Origin of the sequence: Paraburkholderia sacchari (genome assembly GCF_000785435.2) — a bacterium.
GTDB lineage: Bacteria > Pseudomonadota > Gammaproteobacteria > Burkholderiales > Burkholderiaceae > Paraburkholderia > Paraburkholderia sacchari.
This window is the reverse complement of sequence record NZ_JTDB02000003.1, coordinates 374814-390289: the sequence shown is the minus strand read 5'-3', so window position 1 is coordinate 390289 and position 15476 is coordinate 374814. Positions and strand designations below refer to the sequence as shown.

Genomic DNA, 15476 nt, shown 5'->3' with positions numbered 1-15476 from the left:
TGGGGTTAGGTTTGACCCGTCATGCCCGGAGTGCGCCGCGCACGGCGCACTCCGCTTGTTTCATTGCAACGACTTCAAAAGACCGCTTCGCTTACTTGGTCTTGGCGGCCTTCGCGAGCGCTTCCACCGCGCTCTTCGAATCCTGGTTCGAATTCATGAACTTCGTGACGACGTCGGTGATCGCACCGGCCGTGGCGTCCGCCTGAGCCATGCCGTGCGCGAGCGACGGCACATAGCCGCCCGCCTTGATCGCGGCTTGCTCATCCGCGTACGACTGCTTGCCGCACGCATCGAACTTGCTCATGTCCACGCCGAGACGCACCGGGATCGAGCCCTTGTACAGGCTGAACTGCTCCTGGAAAGCCGGGCTCATGATCGTCTTCGCCAGCGCGATCTGACCCGGCGTGGCCGTCTTCTGGCCCTTCTGCTCGAAGAACACGAACGAGTCGACGTTGAACGTGTAGGCCTTCGAGGTGCCCGGCACCGGCGCGCAGACGTAGTCCTTGCCCGGCTCCTTCTTGGCGTTCTCGAACTCGCCCTTGGCCCAGTCGCCCATGAACTGCATGCCGGCCTTGCCGTTGATGACCATGGCCGTGGCGAGGTTCCAGTCTCGGCCCGTGCGGGCGTTATCCATATACGACTGAATCTTGCGAACTGTGTCGAACACGCCGACCATCTGCTGCGAAGTCAGGGTCTTCTGGTCGAGATCGACAATCGCCTTCTTGTAGAAGTCCGCGCCCTGCGAGAGCACCACGTCTTCCCACAACGTCAGGTCCTGCCACGGCTGGCCGCCCGCGGCAACCGGCTGGTAGCCCGCAGCCTTGAGCTTGTCGGCGAGCGCGAAGAACTCCGGCCACGTGGTCGGCGCCTTGCCGCCCACCTTGTCGAGCGCTGCCTTGTTGATCCACAGCCAGTTCACGCGGTGCACCGAGAACGGCGCGCCGACGTAATGACCGTCCGCGCGCATGATCTTGTCGATTTGCGGCGGCAAGTTCGCCTTCCAGTCGCCGGCGGCCGAATCGATCGGCACCAGCACGCCCTGCTGCGCCCATTCCTGGATCAGCGGACCCTTGATCTGCGCTGCCGTGGGTGCGTTACCCGAGATCACCTGGGTCTTCAGTGCGGTCATGGCCGCCGCGCCCGCGCCACCGGCGACCGCGAAGTCCTTCCACACATAGCCCTGCTTCTGCATGTCGTCCTTGAGCACGCCGACCGCCTTGGATTCGCCGCCCGAAGTCCACCAGTGCAGCACTTCGAGGGACTCGGCTGCTTGCGCAGTCGCGACGCCGGCCATGAGACCTGCGGCGCACAGGGCGCCCATGATCGCTCGGAATTTCATTGCTTATCTCCTCCAGACACCTGATCAGTAAAAACGAGTTGTCCCCTGATGTACGCAGGGTGCGGTGTGGTTAATACAGGCACAAAACAGGCAAAACAATGGACGGTCGGGCGCCGGAATGCCGCGCGCGCAGGGCGATTCGATGTGCGCGGGCCGCGTGCCGGGGTCCGGCCGCTGGACGCTCAAGAGATGAGTGGTTCGGAATACAAAGACTGTCTCCTCTTTTGATTTTCGCCGGCCGCGCTCGCAGTTGCGATGCGTGGCCAGTCGAGGCGCCGCGCGCCGTGCTCATGCACGCTCAAGCAGCGCAGCGGCCGAACATCCTCACTTCCGGCGTCCGGCTGGCACATGAACGGATCCATTGTCCGTTAACATGTGGGACGTTCCGTCCACCCGAAAAACTGCGCAAAAAAGCGCGCAAAAAACCGTGCGCGATTGCCGCAAACCCACACTGCGCCGCGCTTGCCCACGCTTTTTTCATCGAATGAACGTTACCTCTTGATTTGGATTGTAGTTAAACTACAATTCAGTGTCAAAAAAAATTTTATCGGACTACGGCCGCCCAGGCGGAGCGCGATCGGCATACCGCCGGAGCCCCGCCGGAACTTGTTCCCGCGGCATTTCTGGACTGTGACGGAGACTATGCAAAGCCCTAACGAATCAGGTTTCACGTTCGTGCTCTTCGGCGCCACCGGCGACCTGTCGATGCGCAAGATCCTGCCTGCCCTGTTCGAGGCGCACCGCTCGGGCATGCTCGCGGCGTCGGGGAAAATCGTGGGCGTCGCGCGCCACGAGGACACCCGCGACCAATATCTCGAGTGGGTCAACGAGCACGTCAAACCGCACGTCTCGAAGAACGGTCTCGACGAAACGGCCTGGGCGAGCTTTCTCGAGCGCATCGTCTATGTGAAGCTCGACCTCTCGCGCGCCGAGGACTTCACCACGCTGCGCGACGGCATCGAGGCGCTGCCCGGTATCCGCGTGTTCTACCTGGCTACGGGCCCGTCGCTGTTCGTGCCGATCTGCCGCGCGCTCGCCTCGGTTGGCCTGAATCAGAACGCGCGCATCGTGCTGGAAAAGCCGCTCGGCTATGACCTCAAGTCGTCCAATGCGATCAACGACGCCGTCGGCGAGATCTTCGCCGAAGAGCAGATCTACCGGATCGACCACTATCTCGGCAAAGAGCCGGTGCAGAACCTGCTCGCGCTGCGTTTCGGCAATGCGCTATTCGAGCCGCTGTGGCGCCGTGAATGGGTCGAAAGCATCCAGATCACGATTGCGGAAGAACTCGGCGTGGAAGCGCGCGGCGACTTCTACGACAACACCGGCGCGCTGCGCGACATGGTGCAGAACCACTTGCTCCAGTTGCTCTCGATCGTCGCCATGGAGCCGCCGCATTCGATGGATTCGGACTCGGTGCGCGACGAGAAGCTGCGCGTGCTGCGCGCGCTCAAGCCCATCAATCCCGCCGATATCAGCAAGGTCGCCGTGCGCGGCCAATACCATGCGGGCGTGATCCGCGGGCAGCAGGTGCCGGGCTACGCGACCGAGCACGGCGTGAAGCCCGATAGCCGCACCGAAACCTTCGTCGCGCTAAACGTCGAGATCGAGAACTGGCGCTGGGCCGGCGTGCCTTTCTTCCTGCGCACCGGCAAGCGTCTGGCCGACCGCGTCGCGGAAATCGTGGTGAACTTCCGCCCCGTGCCGCATTCGGCGCTGGGGCCCACGGCGCTGCGCGCGGGCTCCAACCGTCTGGTCATCCGCCTGCAGCCGAACGAAAATATCCGCTTGTACTGCCTCGCCAAGCAGCCCGGCGAAGGCATGAATCTGTCGAGCGTTCACCTCGACCTCGCGTTCGACCAGTTCTTCCGCGAAGGCCAGATGGAGGCGTATCAGCGTCTGTTGCTCGACGTGATTCACGGGCGTCTGGCGCTCTTCGTGCGCCGCGACGAGCAGGAAGCCGCATGGAAGTGGGTCGAGCCCATCCTCAACGAATGGGCCGTTTCGCCCCGTCCGCCCAAGCCTTACGCGGCGGGCACGTGGGGACCGGCAGCGTCGAGCGCGATGCTGGCGCAGCACGGCACCTGCTGGCTCGAAGAAGAGAATTGAACGGACCGATGAATACCCCCGCGAACATCCCCGGGGACCGACAAAAAAGCAGCCTGGAGGAGAAGTGATCGAGCTTCACGTATTCGACGACCCGCGCGTCCAATCCGACGCGCTGGCGCGAGCCGTGGGCGACGCGCTACATGCGTCGCTCGCCGCTCTTGCTGCCGCGCCTGGCACCGGCGCGCGCCGTGCAACGCTCGCGGTTTCCGGCGGCGCGAGCCCGCGTCCGTTTCTCGAAACCCTGTCGACGCACCGCTTCGACTGGGCGCACACCGACATCACGCTGGTGGACGACCGCTGGGTGCCCGAGACGGATCCGGCCAGCAACGCACGCCTCGCGCACGAGACCCTGCTGAAGAACGAGGCGGCGCAGGCGCGCTTTCTGCCGCTCGTCGACGTCACGCAGGAACTGGATGCGCATGTGGCCGCGCTCAACGCCGACCCGCAGCGCCGCTTGCCCAACGTCGCAGTGCTCGGCATGGGAGAAGACGGCCATACGGCGTCGATCTTCGCCGACGCCCCCGAATGGCACGAGGCCATCACCACGGCGCGCCCGTTCGTGGCCGTGCATCCGCAGGCCGCGCCGCACGCGCGTATCTCGTGGTCAATGCAGGCGCTGCGCCAGGTCGATCGCCTGTTCCTGCTGATCGCGGGCCAGCGCAAGCTCGACGTGCTGCAACAAGCCGCTGCCGCGGAACAGAACAACGCCATCTCGAAGCTGGCGAACGACAAGGGAGTGAGACTCGATGTCTACTGGTGCGCCTAACAAATCCGCCCCTGGCGCGGCCCAGCACGCCGACGGACCGAGGCTGCTCGCCGACATCGGCGGCACCAACGCGCGCTTCGCGCTGGAGACGGGCCCGGGCGAGATCGGCCAGGTGCGCGTCTATCCGTGCGCCGACTATCCGGGCGTCGCCGATGTCATCCAGCAGTATCTGAAGGACACGAAGATCGGTCGCGTGAACCACGCCGCCATCGCCATTGCGAACCCGGTCGACGGCGACCAGGTGCGCATGACCAATCACGACTGGACCTTCTCGATCGAAGCCACGCGCCGCGCGCTCGGCTTCGACACGCTGCTGGTCGTGAACGACTTCACCGCGCTCGCCATGGCCTTGCCGGGCTTGACCGACGCACAGCGCACCCAGGTGGGCGGCGGCCAGCGCCGCCAGAACAGCGTGATCGGCCTGCTTGGGCCGGGCACGGGCCTCGGCGTCTCGGGCCTGATTCCCGCCGACGACCGCTGGATCGCGCTCGGCAGCGAAGGCGGGCACGCCAGCTTCGCGCCTCAGGACGAGCGCGAAGATCTCGTGCTGCAGCACGTGCGCAAGAAGTGGCCGCACGTGTCGTTCGAGCGCGTCTGCGCAGGCCCCGGCATCGAGCTGATCTACGGCGCGCTGGCCGCGCGCGACAAGAAGAAGGTGGGCGCGGACATCAACACGGCCGAGATCGTCAAGCGCGCGCACGACGGCGACGCGCTCGCGGCGGAAACCATCGAATGCTTCTGCGGCATTCTCGGCAGCTTCGCGGGCAACATCGCGATGACGCTCGGCTCGCTCGGCGGCATCTATATCGGCGGCGGCGTGGTGCCGCGTCTGGGCGAGCTGTTCATGCGCTCTTCGTTTCGCCAGCGCTTCGAGGCCAAGGGCCGTTTCGACGCCTATCTCGCGAATGTGCCCACCTACGTCATTACCGCCGAATATCCGGCGTTTCTCGGCGTCTCGGCCATCCTCGCGGAGCAGCTCTCGAACCGCGCGGGCGGCGGATCGTCGGCGGTGTTCGAGCGCATCCGCCAGATGCGCGATGCGCTCACGCCCGCCGAGCGCCGCGTGGCCGATCTCGCGCTCAACCATCCGCGCTCGATCATCAACGACCCCATCGTCGATATCGCGCGCAAGGCCGACGTGAGCCAGCCCACGGTGATCCGCTTTTGCCGCTCGCTCGGCTGCCAGGGGCTTTCCGACTTCAAGCTCAAGCTCGCCACGGGCTTGACCGGCACGATTCCCGTGAGCCACAGCCAGGTGCATCTGGGCGACGCCGCGACCGACTTCGGCGCGAAGGTGCTCGACAACACGGTTTCGGCCATCCTGCAACTGCGCGATCACCTGAACTTCGAGCAGGTCGAACAGGCCATCACGCTGCTCAACGGCGCGCGGCGCATCGAGTTCTACGGGCTCGGCAACTCGCATATCGTCGCGCAGGACGCGCACTACAAGTTCTTTCGCTTCGGCATCCCGACTATCGCTTACGGCGACCTGTACATGCAGGCGGCGTCCGCGGCGCTGCTCGGCAAGGGCGATGTGATTGTGGCGGTGTCGAAGTCGGGCCGCGCGCCCGAACTCTTGCGCGTGCTCGACGTGGCGATGCAGGCCGGCGCGAAGGTGATCGCGATCACGTCCAGCAACACGCCGCTCGCCAAGCGCGCGACCGTGGCGCTCGAAACCGATCACATCGAGATGCGCGAATCGCAGCTTTCGATGATCTCACGCATCCTGCATTTGCTGATGATCGACATCCTCGCGGTGGGCGTCGCGATTCGCCGCGCGTCGCCCGAAGGCGACATGAGCAACGCCGTCGAAAAGGCCCGCGAGCAGGCCGACGACGACGCCTCCGCCGTGCTCGACTGGTTGAGCCACGGCGCGTCATCGTCGGCGCGCGCGAGTGATTGATGCCTATGCGCGATGCAAACGCGTGACGCACACATGCGCCACGAACGTGCGATGAAATGAACAACGGGACGCCGAGGCGTCCCGTTGTTCATGGTGCGCGAGCGCTGCGCTTACGCGTCCGGCACCGTCTGGCTCACGCCCGGCGCGGGCCGGCCATGCCACTTCACGACGATGCGGCGGCCGACCCAGGTGAGCGCGCCGCATGCGCCGATCGTGCAGCCCATGCCGACCGGCGAGACGCCCGGGAACCAGCCGACCACGACGCTCGCGAACGCGCCCAGCGCGAGCTGCGTCGCGCCGAACACAGCCGCCGCCGCGCCGGCGTTCTTCGGGTAGCGGTACATCAGATCGGTCGCGCAGTTCGCGCTCAGCAGCCCCACCACGCCCACCACGAAGAACAGCCCCGCCACGATCGACCACAGGCCGCCCCACCCCGTCACGCACACGAGCGCAACGAAGAACGACGCGGCGATGCTCACCGTGGAGGCCATCGACACCATGCGCAGCGTGCCCATGCGGCCGATGAAGCGCGTGTTGAGAAAATTGCCGAGCATGATGCCGAACACGTTCGCGCCGAAGAACAGCCCATAGTGCTGGGGCGAGACGTGGAAGTACTCGATATAGACGAACGGGGTGGCTGAGATATAGGTGAACATGGCCGCGAACGCCATGCCGCCGCACAGCATATGGCCCCAGACGAGCGGGTCGCGCAGCAGCCGCTCGTACGCCATGAACGAGCGCAGCACGGCGCCGCTCTCACGCTTCTCGGCGGGCCAGGTTTCGGGAACGCGCAGCCAGGCGGCCGCGGCGCACGCGAGACCGAACAGCGTGAGCGCGACAAACACCACGCGCCAGCCGCCGAGCAGCAGCAACTGCCCGCCGATGAGCGGTGCGAGCAGCGGGCCGATCGAGGTGACGATGGCGACCATCGACAGCACCTTGGCGGCGTCGGACGGCTCGTGCGCGTCGCGCGCGATCGCCCGCGCGAGCACCGAGGCCGCGCCCGCGCCAAGCGCCTGCAAAAAGCGCACGACGGTAAGCTCGCCCACCGAGTACGAGAACCAGCAGGCGATGCTCGCGAGCGTGAAGAGCGCGATGCCGCCGAGCAGCACGGGGCGGCGGCCGTAGGCATCGGAGAGCGGGCCGTAGAGCAGCATGCCGATCGAGAAGCCCGCCATGAAACTCGTGAGCGTCCTCGCGGCCGCAGCCGCGCTCACGCCGAACGACTGGGCAATGGCAGGCAGGCTCGGCAGGTACATGTCGGTGGCGAGCGGGCCGCAGGCGGCGAGCGCGCCTAGCAACAGGATCAGCCGGCCATCTGGCCGGCGTCGCGGGGAATGGGGCATGGGATCGACCAGGAGCGGACCGTCGCCGAGGGCGCGGTCCCGGTGTTCTGGGCCGCTTCGGCATGAACCGGTGGGGTCTCAGCCGCGTCGCATTTGCGATGCAAGTGCGACGCGAGTGACGCGAAAAGCGGCTACATAGCGGAAGCATTGTACCCGACGCTTAAATTCCGCTTTCGGCATCACGCATGATCAAGCCACACCAAGCGACACGAAGCGAGGCCAAGCCAGGCTGCGCCCGCGCTTTGCGTTAAGCTGCGCCCTTCCCCGTTCTTCAATGCGCCGCATGGCGCGAGCTTCGTTCATGAGCGCCTACCTGCTGATCTGGAGCCCCAGGAAATGGCCCTGGCCTGAACTGTCCGACTGCGCGCGCCGCGTGCAGGAAGGCGCGGCTGTCGCCGATACCTGGGGCTGCGGCTTCGCGCGCGGCATCCTGCCCGGCGACCGCGTGTTCCTGCATCGCGTGGCGACCGAACCGCGCGGCCTGTTCGGCTCCGGCTACGTGACGCGCGCGCCCTACGAGGTGCCCGATCCCGACTACAAGCGCGGCTACCGGCTGTGCATCGACTTCGTCTACGACTGGCTCGTCGATGCCAGCGACAACGTCGTCATCGCGCGCGACGCGCTGCGCGTCCATCCATTTTCCGTGCAGACATGGGATGCGCAAAGCTCGGGCACGATCATCAAGCCGATCGCCGAGGGCGCGCTGGAGAAGCGCTGGGCCGAGCTGACCGGCAGGCGGCCCATGCCGGCCGCCGCAGTGGCGGCGGTTGCAGCGCTCGACGCGGCTGAGCGGGCTGCGCGCCGTCCATAGCGGGCCACGCGCCGTCCGTAGTGGCCCCCGGCCTATCCGGCGCGAGTCCGGTACAATTTCGGCATTGCCGCCCCATCGCTGGCGCCCGGCCCGGCAGCTTACCTGGCCGGCCCCGAGCCGCATGGGTCCCGAGCGCCGGCGCGCCAGAGCCCCGCCTGCCGCGCTTGATCAAGCCACTGCAGCCATCGCACCAACCACTCTCGCAGGTCCAGCATCCATGTCCAACACCTCGTCCACGAACCAGGCCCTTTTCGAACGCGCCCAGCGCACCATTCCGGGCGGCGTCAATTCGCCCGTGCGCGCGTTTCGTTCGGTCGGCGGCACGCCGCGCTTCATCGAGCGCGCGCAAGGTGCGTACTTCTGGGACGCCGAAGGCAAGCGCTATATCGACTACATCGGCTCGTGGGGCCCGATGATCGTCGGCCACGTCCACCCCGAAGTGCTCGAAGCCGTGCAGCGCGTGCTCGTCAACGGCTTCTCGTTCGGCGCACCCACCGAAGCCGAAATCGAAATCGCCGAGGAAATCTGCAAGATCGTGCCGTCGATGGAGCAGGTGCGCATGGTGTCGAGCGGCACCGAAGCCACCATGAGCGCGCTGCGGCTCGCACGCGGCTACACGAAGCGCGACCGCATCGTGAAGTTCGAAGGCTGCTACCACGGCCACGCCGACAGCCTGCTCGTGAAGGCCGGCTCGGGCCTGCTCACGTTCGGCAACCCCACTTCGGCGGGTGTGCCGGTGGACATCGCGAAGCACACCACGGTGCTCGAGTACAACAACGTCGCGGCGCTCGAAGAAGCGTTCAAGGCGTTCGGCGACGAAATCGCCGCCGTGATCGTCGAGCCGGTCGCCGGCAACATGAATCTCGTGAAGGCCACGCCCGAGTTCATCGGCGCGCTGCGCAGCCTCACCGCAAAGCACGGCAGCGTGCTGATCTTCGACGAAGTGATGTGCGGCTTCCGCGTCGGCCTGCGCGGCGCGCAGGCGCTGTACGGCGTGCAGGCCGATCTCGTGTGTCTGGGCAAGGTGATCGGCGGCGGCATGCCGGCGGCGGCGTTCGGCGGCCGCCGGGAGATCATGGATCATCTCGCCCCCAACGGCGGCGTGTATCAGGCAGGCACGCTCTCTGGCAACCCGATCGCCGTGGCCGCGGGCCTGAAGACGCTGCAGCTCATCCAGGCGCCGGGCTTCTACGAGAGGCTCACGGCGCAGACCGCGCGTCTCGCGCAAGGCCTCTCGCAGGCCGCGCGCGAAGCGAGCGTGCCGTTCGTCGCGGATTCGGTGGGTGGCATGTTCGGCCTCTATTTCGCCGACAAGGTGCCGGGCAGCTTCGCGGAAGTCACGAAGAGCGACGTGACGCGCTTTAACCGCTTCTTCCATCAGATGCTGGACGCCGGCGTGTACTTCGCGCCGTCGGCCTACGAGGCGGGCTTCGTGTCGAGCGCGCACGACGACGCGCTCATCGACGAAACGATCGCCGCCGCGCGCCGCGCGTTCGCCGAACCCGCCGCGCAGTAAGACACACCGCAAGGCACACAGTAAGGCGCGCAACAAGCCGTGCCGACCGCCGGCCGAACGCGGGGCCCACGTCCCGCCCCCTCACCCGAAACGCCCCGGAGCCCGCACGACATGTTTTCGCAAGCCGATTTCACCTACATGGAGCGCGCGCTCGCCCTTGCGGTACGCGGTCTGTACACGACCGATCCGAACCCGCGCGTCGGCTGCGTGCTGGTGAAGGACGGCGTGGTGATCGGCGAGGGTTTCACGCAGCCCGCCGGCCACGATCACGCCGAAATCCAGGCAATGAAGGACGCGCGCGCACGCGGCCACGAAGTGCGCGGCGCCACCGCCTATGTGACGCTCGAACCGTGCAGCCATTTCGGCCGCACGCCGCCCTGCGCGAATGCGCTGATCGAAGCGAAGGTCGCACGCGTGATCGCGGCAATGGAAGATCCGAACCCGCTCGTTTCGGGGCGCGGCCTCGCGATCCTGCGCGACGCGGGCATCGAAGTGCGCTGCGGCCTGCTCGCCAGCGAAGCGCGCGAACTCAATATCGGCTTCGTCTCGCGCATGACCAGAAAGCGCCCGTGGGTGCGCATGAAGGTGGCGGCCTCGCTCGACGGCCGCACCGGCCTGCCTTCGGGCGAAAGCCAGTGGATCACGGGCGAAGCCGCGCGCGCCGACGGCCATGCCTGGCGCGCACGCGCCTCGGCCATCCTCACGGGCATCGGCACCGTGAAGGAAGACGACCCGCGCATGACCGTGCGCGCAATCGACACGCCGCGCCAGCCCAAGCGCATTCTCATCGACAGCCGCCTCGACGCCTCGCCGCTCGCGCAGATCTTCGTGGGCGCGCCCACGCTGGTGTTTTGCGCCGCGCTCGACGCCAGCAACGCCGAGCGCGCCGATGCGTTGCGCGCGCGCGGCGCGGAAATCGTCGCGCTCGGCAACGCGAGCGGCAAGGTGGACCTGCCCGCCGTGCTCACGGAACTGGCCGCGCGCGGCGTGAACGAGCTGCACGTGGAAGCCGGCTACAAGCTCAATGGATCGCTGCTGCGCGAAGGCTGCGTGGACGAGTTGCTCGTCTATCTCGCGCCCTCGCTGCTCGGCACGGACGCGCTCGGCATGTTCAATCTTGCCGCGCCCGCGAAGCTCGATGCGCGCACGCGCCTCGTGTTCCACTCGGTCGAGCGCGTCGCGGAGGATCTGCGCGTCCTCGCGCGCCTCGTGCCTGATGACTCGAATGCGAATCTCAATGCGGACGCGGACGCGCCCGCGCAAGGAGACGCAACATGATTGTTTCTGACGAACTGAACGCACTGAACACAAAGGACAGCCAGATGTTTACCGGAATCGTCGCGGCGGTAGGCCGCATCGAATCGATCAAGCCGCTCGGCAGCGACGCCGACGCGGGCGTGCGCCTTACCGTCGACGCGGGCGGCCTCGACCTCGGGGACGTGCAGCTCGGCGACAGCATCGCCATTCAGGGCGCGTGCATGACCGTCATCGAAAAAACTGCGACCCGCTTCGACGTGGACGTCTCGCGCGAAAGCCTGAATCGCACCGTGGGCCTCGCCGACACCGGCGAAGTGAACCTGGAAAAAGCACTGCGCGCGCACGATCGCCTGGGCGGTCATATCGTCTCGGGCCACGTAGACGGCCTTGGCACGGTCACGCGCTTTGCGCCCGTGGGCGAGTCGCACGAGTTGCGCGTGCTCGCGCCGGCGGAGATTGGCCGCTATCTCGCCTACAAGGGCTCGGTCACGGTCAACGGCGTGAGCCTGACCGTGAACTCGGTGGACGACCGCGCGGACGGCTGCGAATTCTCGATCAACCTGATTCCGCACACCGTTGAAGTGACCACGCTCAAGCACCTCGTGGCCGGCGCGAAGGTGAATCTGGAGATCGATTTGATTGCGCGCTATGTGGAGCGGATGCTCAGCGCGTCTCAGGAAAACCATCAACCGTTGAAATAATCCGGTTTTCGAAAATCCACCGTCCTGCGCACTGGCGACGCTGGCATTGCACGTTTATGACGAGAAAGTCAGGCGTTGGATAACGTCGGTGTTCGGTCGCCGGCCTGGATTTGCCCCCGTGCCTCCGAACACCGTGCAAGCGCAACTTCAGCATCACTGATAAAATCCGTCCGAATTCCCTCGCGCCCGTCTTTTGACGCGCGGCGCGCCCCCACCCGAACACCATGAAGGAGGCAAAGATGACAGTAGTCAAGAAGGCCGCCGTCATGCCGCCGGTTCGGGTGATGCCACACTTCACGCACGCCCTGCTTCCGGCACGCTGACTGCGTCCACCGCACCGCGCGGCGCGTCTCTGGCGGCGATCTGGCCGCCGCGCCGCTTTCCAGCGATTTCGAGGATTGACGTTCGGCATCAGGTGCCTGAACGCGCGAGCCCCATTTTCCGCTCATCGCATTCCTGAAGAGTCTTCAGGCCTTTGGCTTGAAGCATCTGTCCATGGCAGACCAAGACAAACAACCCGCTTCCGGCGGACAAACGTTCCGCAATGTTCTCGGCTTCACGTTCCGGCAGTGGTCGCGCCAGCCGCGCCGCACTGGCGCGGTGGCCCTCGCCGCGCTACTGGGCGCGCTCGCCGACGTGCTAACGCCGCACTACGCGGGCCAGCTCGTCGACGCGCTCGCGCACGACGCCGCGAGCGGCAATGCCGCCGCCTGGCACGCCGCCGTCACGGCGTTCTGGGCGCTGACGGCGCTCGGGCTCGCCGGCACGCTGATGCGCCAGGCTGCGTTCCAGAACATCATCGTGCTCACGCTCAGGATGATGAGCGAAATTGCCACGCACGCGTTTCACCGCGTGCAGCGCTTGTCCACCGACTGGCACGCGAACAGCTTCGCCGGCTCGACCGTGCGCAAGATCACGCGCGGAATGTGGGCGCTCGATCTGCTCAACGACACGCTGCTCGTCGCGCTCTTTCCATCGCTCGTGATGCTGGTCGGCTCGACCGCCCTGCTCGCGCTGCAGTGGCATGTCATGGGCCTCGTGGTCGGGATCGGCTCGCTGTTTTATCTCGCCGTCACCGTGTCGCTGTCGCTGCTCTACGTTGCGCCATCGGCGCGTCTCGCGAACCAGTGGGACACGAAGATGGGCGGCGCGCTCGCCGACGCCATTTCGTGCAACGCCGTCGTCAAGGCCTTCGGCGCGGAAACGCGCGAAGAGGCGCGGCTCGCGCGCGTGATCGACAAATGGGACAGCCGCACGCGCCGCACCTGGCGGCGCGGCACCGTCAACGGCGGCGTGCAGGGCGCGCTGCTGGTTGCGATGCAGGCCGCCATACTCGGCGCGGCGCTCCTGCTGTGGGCGCGCGGGCTCGCGAGCGTGGGCGACATCACCTTCGCGCTCACGCTGTTTTTCCTGCTCAAGGGTTATCTGCGCGACGTGGGCATGCACGTGCGCAACCTGCAACGCTCGGTCAACGACATGGAAGAGCTCGTGATGCTCGAAGCCCAGCCGCTCGGCATCGAAGATAAGGCGGGTGCGCCGCCCATCGTGATCGACCGTGGCGACATCCGCTTCGAGAACATGACGTTCCGTTACGGTGCGCACGAGCGGCCGCTCTACGCGAATCTTTCGCTGCGCATCGCGCCGGGCGAGCGCGTGGGTCTGGTCGGCCATTCGGGTTCCGGCAAGACCACGCTCATCAAGCTGATCCAGCGCCTCTACGACGTCACCGACGGCCGCATCACGATCGACGACCAGGACATCGCGCGGGTGCAGCAGGCGTCGCTGCGCTCGCAGATCGCCATCGTGCAGCAGGAGCCGGTGCTGTTTCACCGCTCGCTTGCCGAGAACATTGCCTATGCGCGGCCCGGCGCAACCCACGACGAGATCGTGCGCGCCGCGAAGCTCGCGAGCGCGCACGACTTCATCATGGCGCTGCCCAAAGGCTATGACACGCTCGTGGGCGAGCGCGGCGTGAAGCTCTCGGGCGGCGAGCGCCAGCGCGTGGCGATCGCACGCGCGTTCCTTGCAAACGCGCCGATCCTGATCTTCGACGAAGCGACCTCCAGCCTCGACAGCGAAAGCGAGGTGCTGATCCAGCAGGCGATGGAGCGGCTGATGGAGGGTCGCACGACGGTCGTGGTCGCGCACCGGCTTTCGACCGTGCGCGCGCTCGACCGCCTGCTGGTGCTCGAGCGCGGGCGCGTCGCGGAGGAAGGCACGCACGACGAACTCGTGCGCCGCGAGAACGGGTTGTACCGGCGCCTGTTCGAGCGCCAGGCGCTGGAGCTCACGAAGGGACTCGCCGACGACGTCGTGCTGCGCTGAGCAGCGACTGAACAGGGTGTGAAAAGCAGCATTGTGGCGAAAGCGCCACTCGGGAGCCTGCTCGCCGTTCGGCCAACCCTCGTGCGCGCCCGATGCTCGCCCGGCCAGGCAAACGACCGGCGCCCGCGAGCCCGGCTGGGCGCGCGCCAGCCCCAAAACTCTCCGCCGAAGCTCCGTTCTGGGCGACGCGCCCGCCCGCGTGGCGTAAAATGTGCGCTTTCCAGCCAAAATTCCACCATGACGCTCGCCTCCACCCTTGAAATCATCGCCGAGCTCAAAGCCGGCAAGATGGTGATCCTCGTCGACGAAGAAGACCGGGAAAACGAGGGCGACCTCGTCATCGCAGCGGAGTTCGTCACCCCCGAAGCCATCAACTTCATGGCGAAGTACGGCCGCGGCCTGGTCTGCCTCACGCTCACGCAGGAGCGCTGCAAGCTGCTCAACCTGCCGCTCATGACTTACCGCAACGGCACGCAGTACGGCACGGCGTTCACGGTCAGCATCGAGGCGGCCGAAGGCGTCACCACCGGCATCTCCGCCGCCGACCGCGCGCGCACGATCCAGACCGCCGTGGCGCATGACGCGCGCCCCGAGCACATCGTGCAGCCGGGCCACGTGTTCCCGATCATGGCGCAGCCCGGCGGCGTGCTCGTACGCGCAGGCCACACCGAGGCCGGTTGCGACTTCACGGCGCTCGCGGGCCTTACGCCGGCGGCGGTGATCTGCGAGATCATCAAGGACGATGGCACGATGGCGCGCCTGCCCGATCTGATCGAGTTCGCCAAGGAGCACAACATCAAGATCGGCACCATCGCCGACCTGATCCACTACCGCAGCCGCACCGAGTCGATCGTCGAGCGCGTGGCCGAGCGCACCATGCACACCGCCCACGGCACGTTCCGCGCGGTCATGTACGTCGACCAGCCCACCCGCACGCCGCACATCGCGCTCGTGCGCGGCACGCCCAAGCCCGGCGAGGACACGCCGGTGCGCGTGCATGAGCCGCTTTCGGTGCTGGATCTGCTGGAAACCGGCTCCTCCACGCACTCGTGGACGCTCGACGCCGCCATGCGCGAAATCGCCGAGCGCGATCTCGGCGTGATCGTTATGCTCAACTGCGGCGACACCAAGGAACATCTGATCGACGTCTTCCAGGCGTTCGACCAGAAGGAGCGCGCAGAGGCGCTCGCGCGCCGCCCCGTGGACTTCAAGACCTACGGCATCGGCGCGCAGATCCTGCGCGAACTCGGCGTGGGCCGCATGCAGGTGCTCTCCAAGCCGCGCCGCCTCGGCAGCATGTCGGGCTACGGTCTCGAAGTCACCGGCTTCGTGCCGATGCCGGGCAGCGACGCCGAAGCGCCCTGCCCGCCGGAAGCCGCCGACCGCCCGGCACATTAAACCGC

At 66.7% G+C, this 15476-nt stretch carries 11 protein-coding genes; 9 read left to right on the top strand and 2 right to left on the bottom strand.

Going from position 1 to position 15476, the window contains the following annotated elements; all coding sequences use genetic code 11:
• Positions 1–91 precede the first annotated feature (91 nt).
• Positions 92–1339 (bottom strand): ABC transporter substrate-binding protein, encoded by a 1248-nt coding sequence (locus tag NH14_RS14020; RefSeq protein ID WP_035522260.1) that lies wholly within the window; start codon positions 1337–1339, stop codon positions 92–94.
• A 642-nt stretch (positions 1340–1981) separates the two neighbouring features.
• Here NH14_RS14020 and zwf point away from each other — a divergent pair.
• The 3 genes from zwf (at position 1982) to NH14_RS14005 (ending at position 6117) form a co-directional block, all read left to right on the top strand.
• On the top strand, positions 1982–3448 hold the full coding sequence (zwf, locus tag NH14_RS14015; RefSeq protein WP_035522257.1) for a glucose-6-phosphate dehydrogenase: 1467 nt from the start codon (positions 1982–1984) through the stop codon (positions 3446–3448).
• Between the two features lie 64 nt (positions 3449–3512).
• On the top strand, positions 3513–4214 hold the full coding sequence (gene pgl / locus NH14_RS14010; protein WP_035522255.1) for a 6-phosphogluconolactonase: 702 nt from the start codon (positions 3513–3515) through the stop codon (positions 4212–4214).
• Positions 4195–6117 (top strand): bifunctional transcriptional regulator/glucokinase, encoded by a 1923-nt coding sequence (locus tag NH14_RS14005; protein WP_035522254.1) that lies wholly within the window; start codon positions 4195–4197, stop codon positions 6115–6117. Before pgl ends, NH14_RS14005 begins: the two co-directional genes overlap by 20 nt.
• A gap of 110 nt (positions 6118–6227) precedes the next feature.
• Here NH14_RS14005 and NH14_RS14000 read toward each other — a convergent pair whose 3' ends face one another.
• On the bottom strand, positions 6228–7463 hold the full coding sequence (locus tag NH14_RS14000; RefSeq protein WP_035522252.1) for a Bcr/CflA family multidrug efflux MFS transporter: 1236 nt from the start codon (positions 7461–7463) through the stop codon (positions 6228–6230).
• 301 nt (positions 7464–7764) lie between these two features.
• On the opposite strand from NH14_RS14000, the gene NH14_RS13995 reads away from it, so the two are divergent.
• The 6 genes from NH14_RS13995 to ribBA all read left to right on the top strand — a co-directional run bounded on the left by NH14_RS13995 (position 7765) and on the right by ribBA (position 15471).
• Positions 7765–8274: a hypothetical protein gene (locus tag NH14_RS13995; protein ID WP_035522959.1), complete on the top strand. Its 510-nt coding sequence runs from the start codon at positions 7765–7767 to the stop codon at positions 8272–8274.
• Positions 8275–8491: 217 nt separating this feature from the next.
• A complete protein-coding gene (gene hemL, locus NH14_RS13990) occupies positions 8492–9790 on the top strand; it encodes a glutamate-1-semialdehyde 2,1-aminomutase (protein WP_035522251.1) in 1299 nt (432 codons plus the stop codon).
• A 111-nt stretch (positions 9791–9901) separates the two neighbouring features.
• Positions 9902–11068: a bifunctional diaminohydroxyphosphoribosylaminopyrimidine deaminase/5-amino-6-(5-phosphoribosylamino)uracil reductase RibD gene (gene ribD / locus NH14_RS13985; protein WP_035522249.1), complete on the top strand. Its 1167-nt coding sequence runs from the start codon at positions 9902–9904 to the stop codon at positions 11066–11068.
• 44 nt (positions 11069–11112) lie between these two features.
• Positions 11113–11748 (top strand): riboflavin synthase, encoded by a 636-nt coding sequence (locus NH14_RS13980; protein WP_035522956.1) that lies wholly within the window; start codon positions 11113–11115, stop codon positions 11746–11748.
• A 495-nt stretch (positions 11749–12243) separates the two neighbouring features.
• Positions 12244–14073, top strand: a complete 1830-nt coding sequence (locus NH14_RS13975; protein WP_035522952.1) for an ABC transporter ATP-binding protein — start codon at positions 12244–12246, stop codon at positions 14071–14073.
• A gap of 237 nt (positions 14074–14310) precedes the next feature.
• Positions 14311–15471, top strand: a complete 1161-nt coding sequence (ribBA, locus tag NH14_RS13970) for a bifunctional 3,4-dihydroxy-2-butanone-4-phosphate synthase/GTP cyclohydrolase II (protein WP_035522246.1) — start codon at positions 14311–14313, stop codon at positions 15469–15471.
• The last annotated feature ends 5 nt before the right edge of the window (positions 15472–15476 follow it).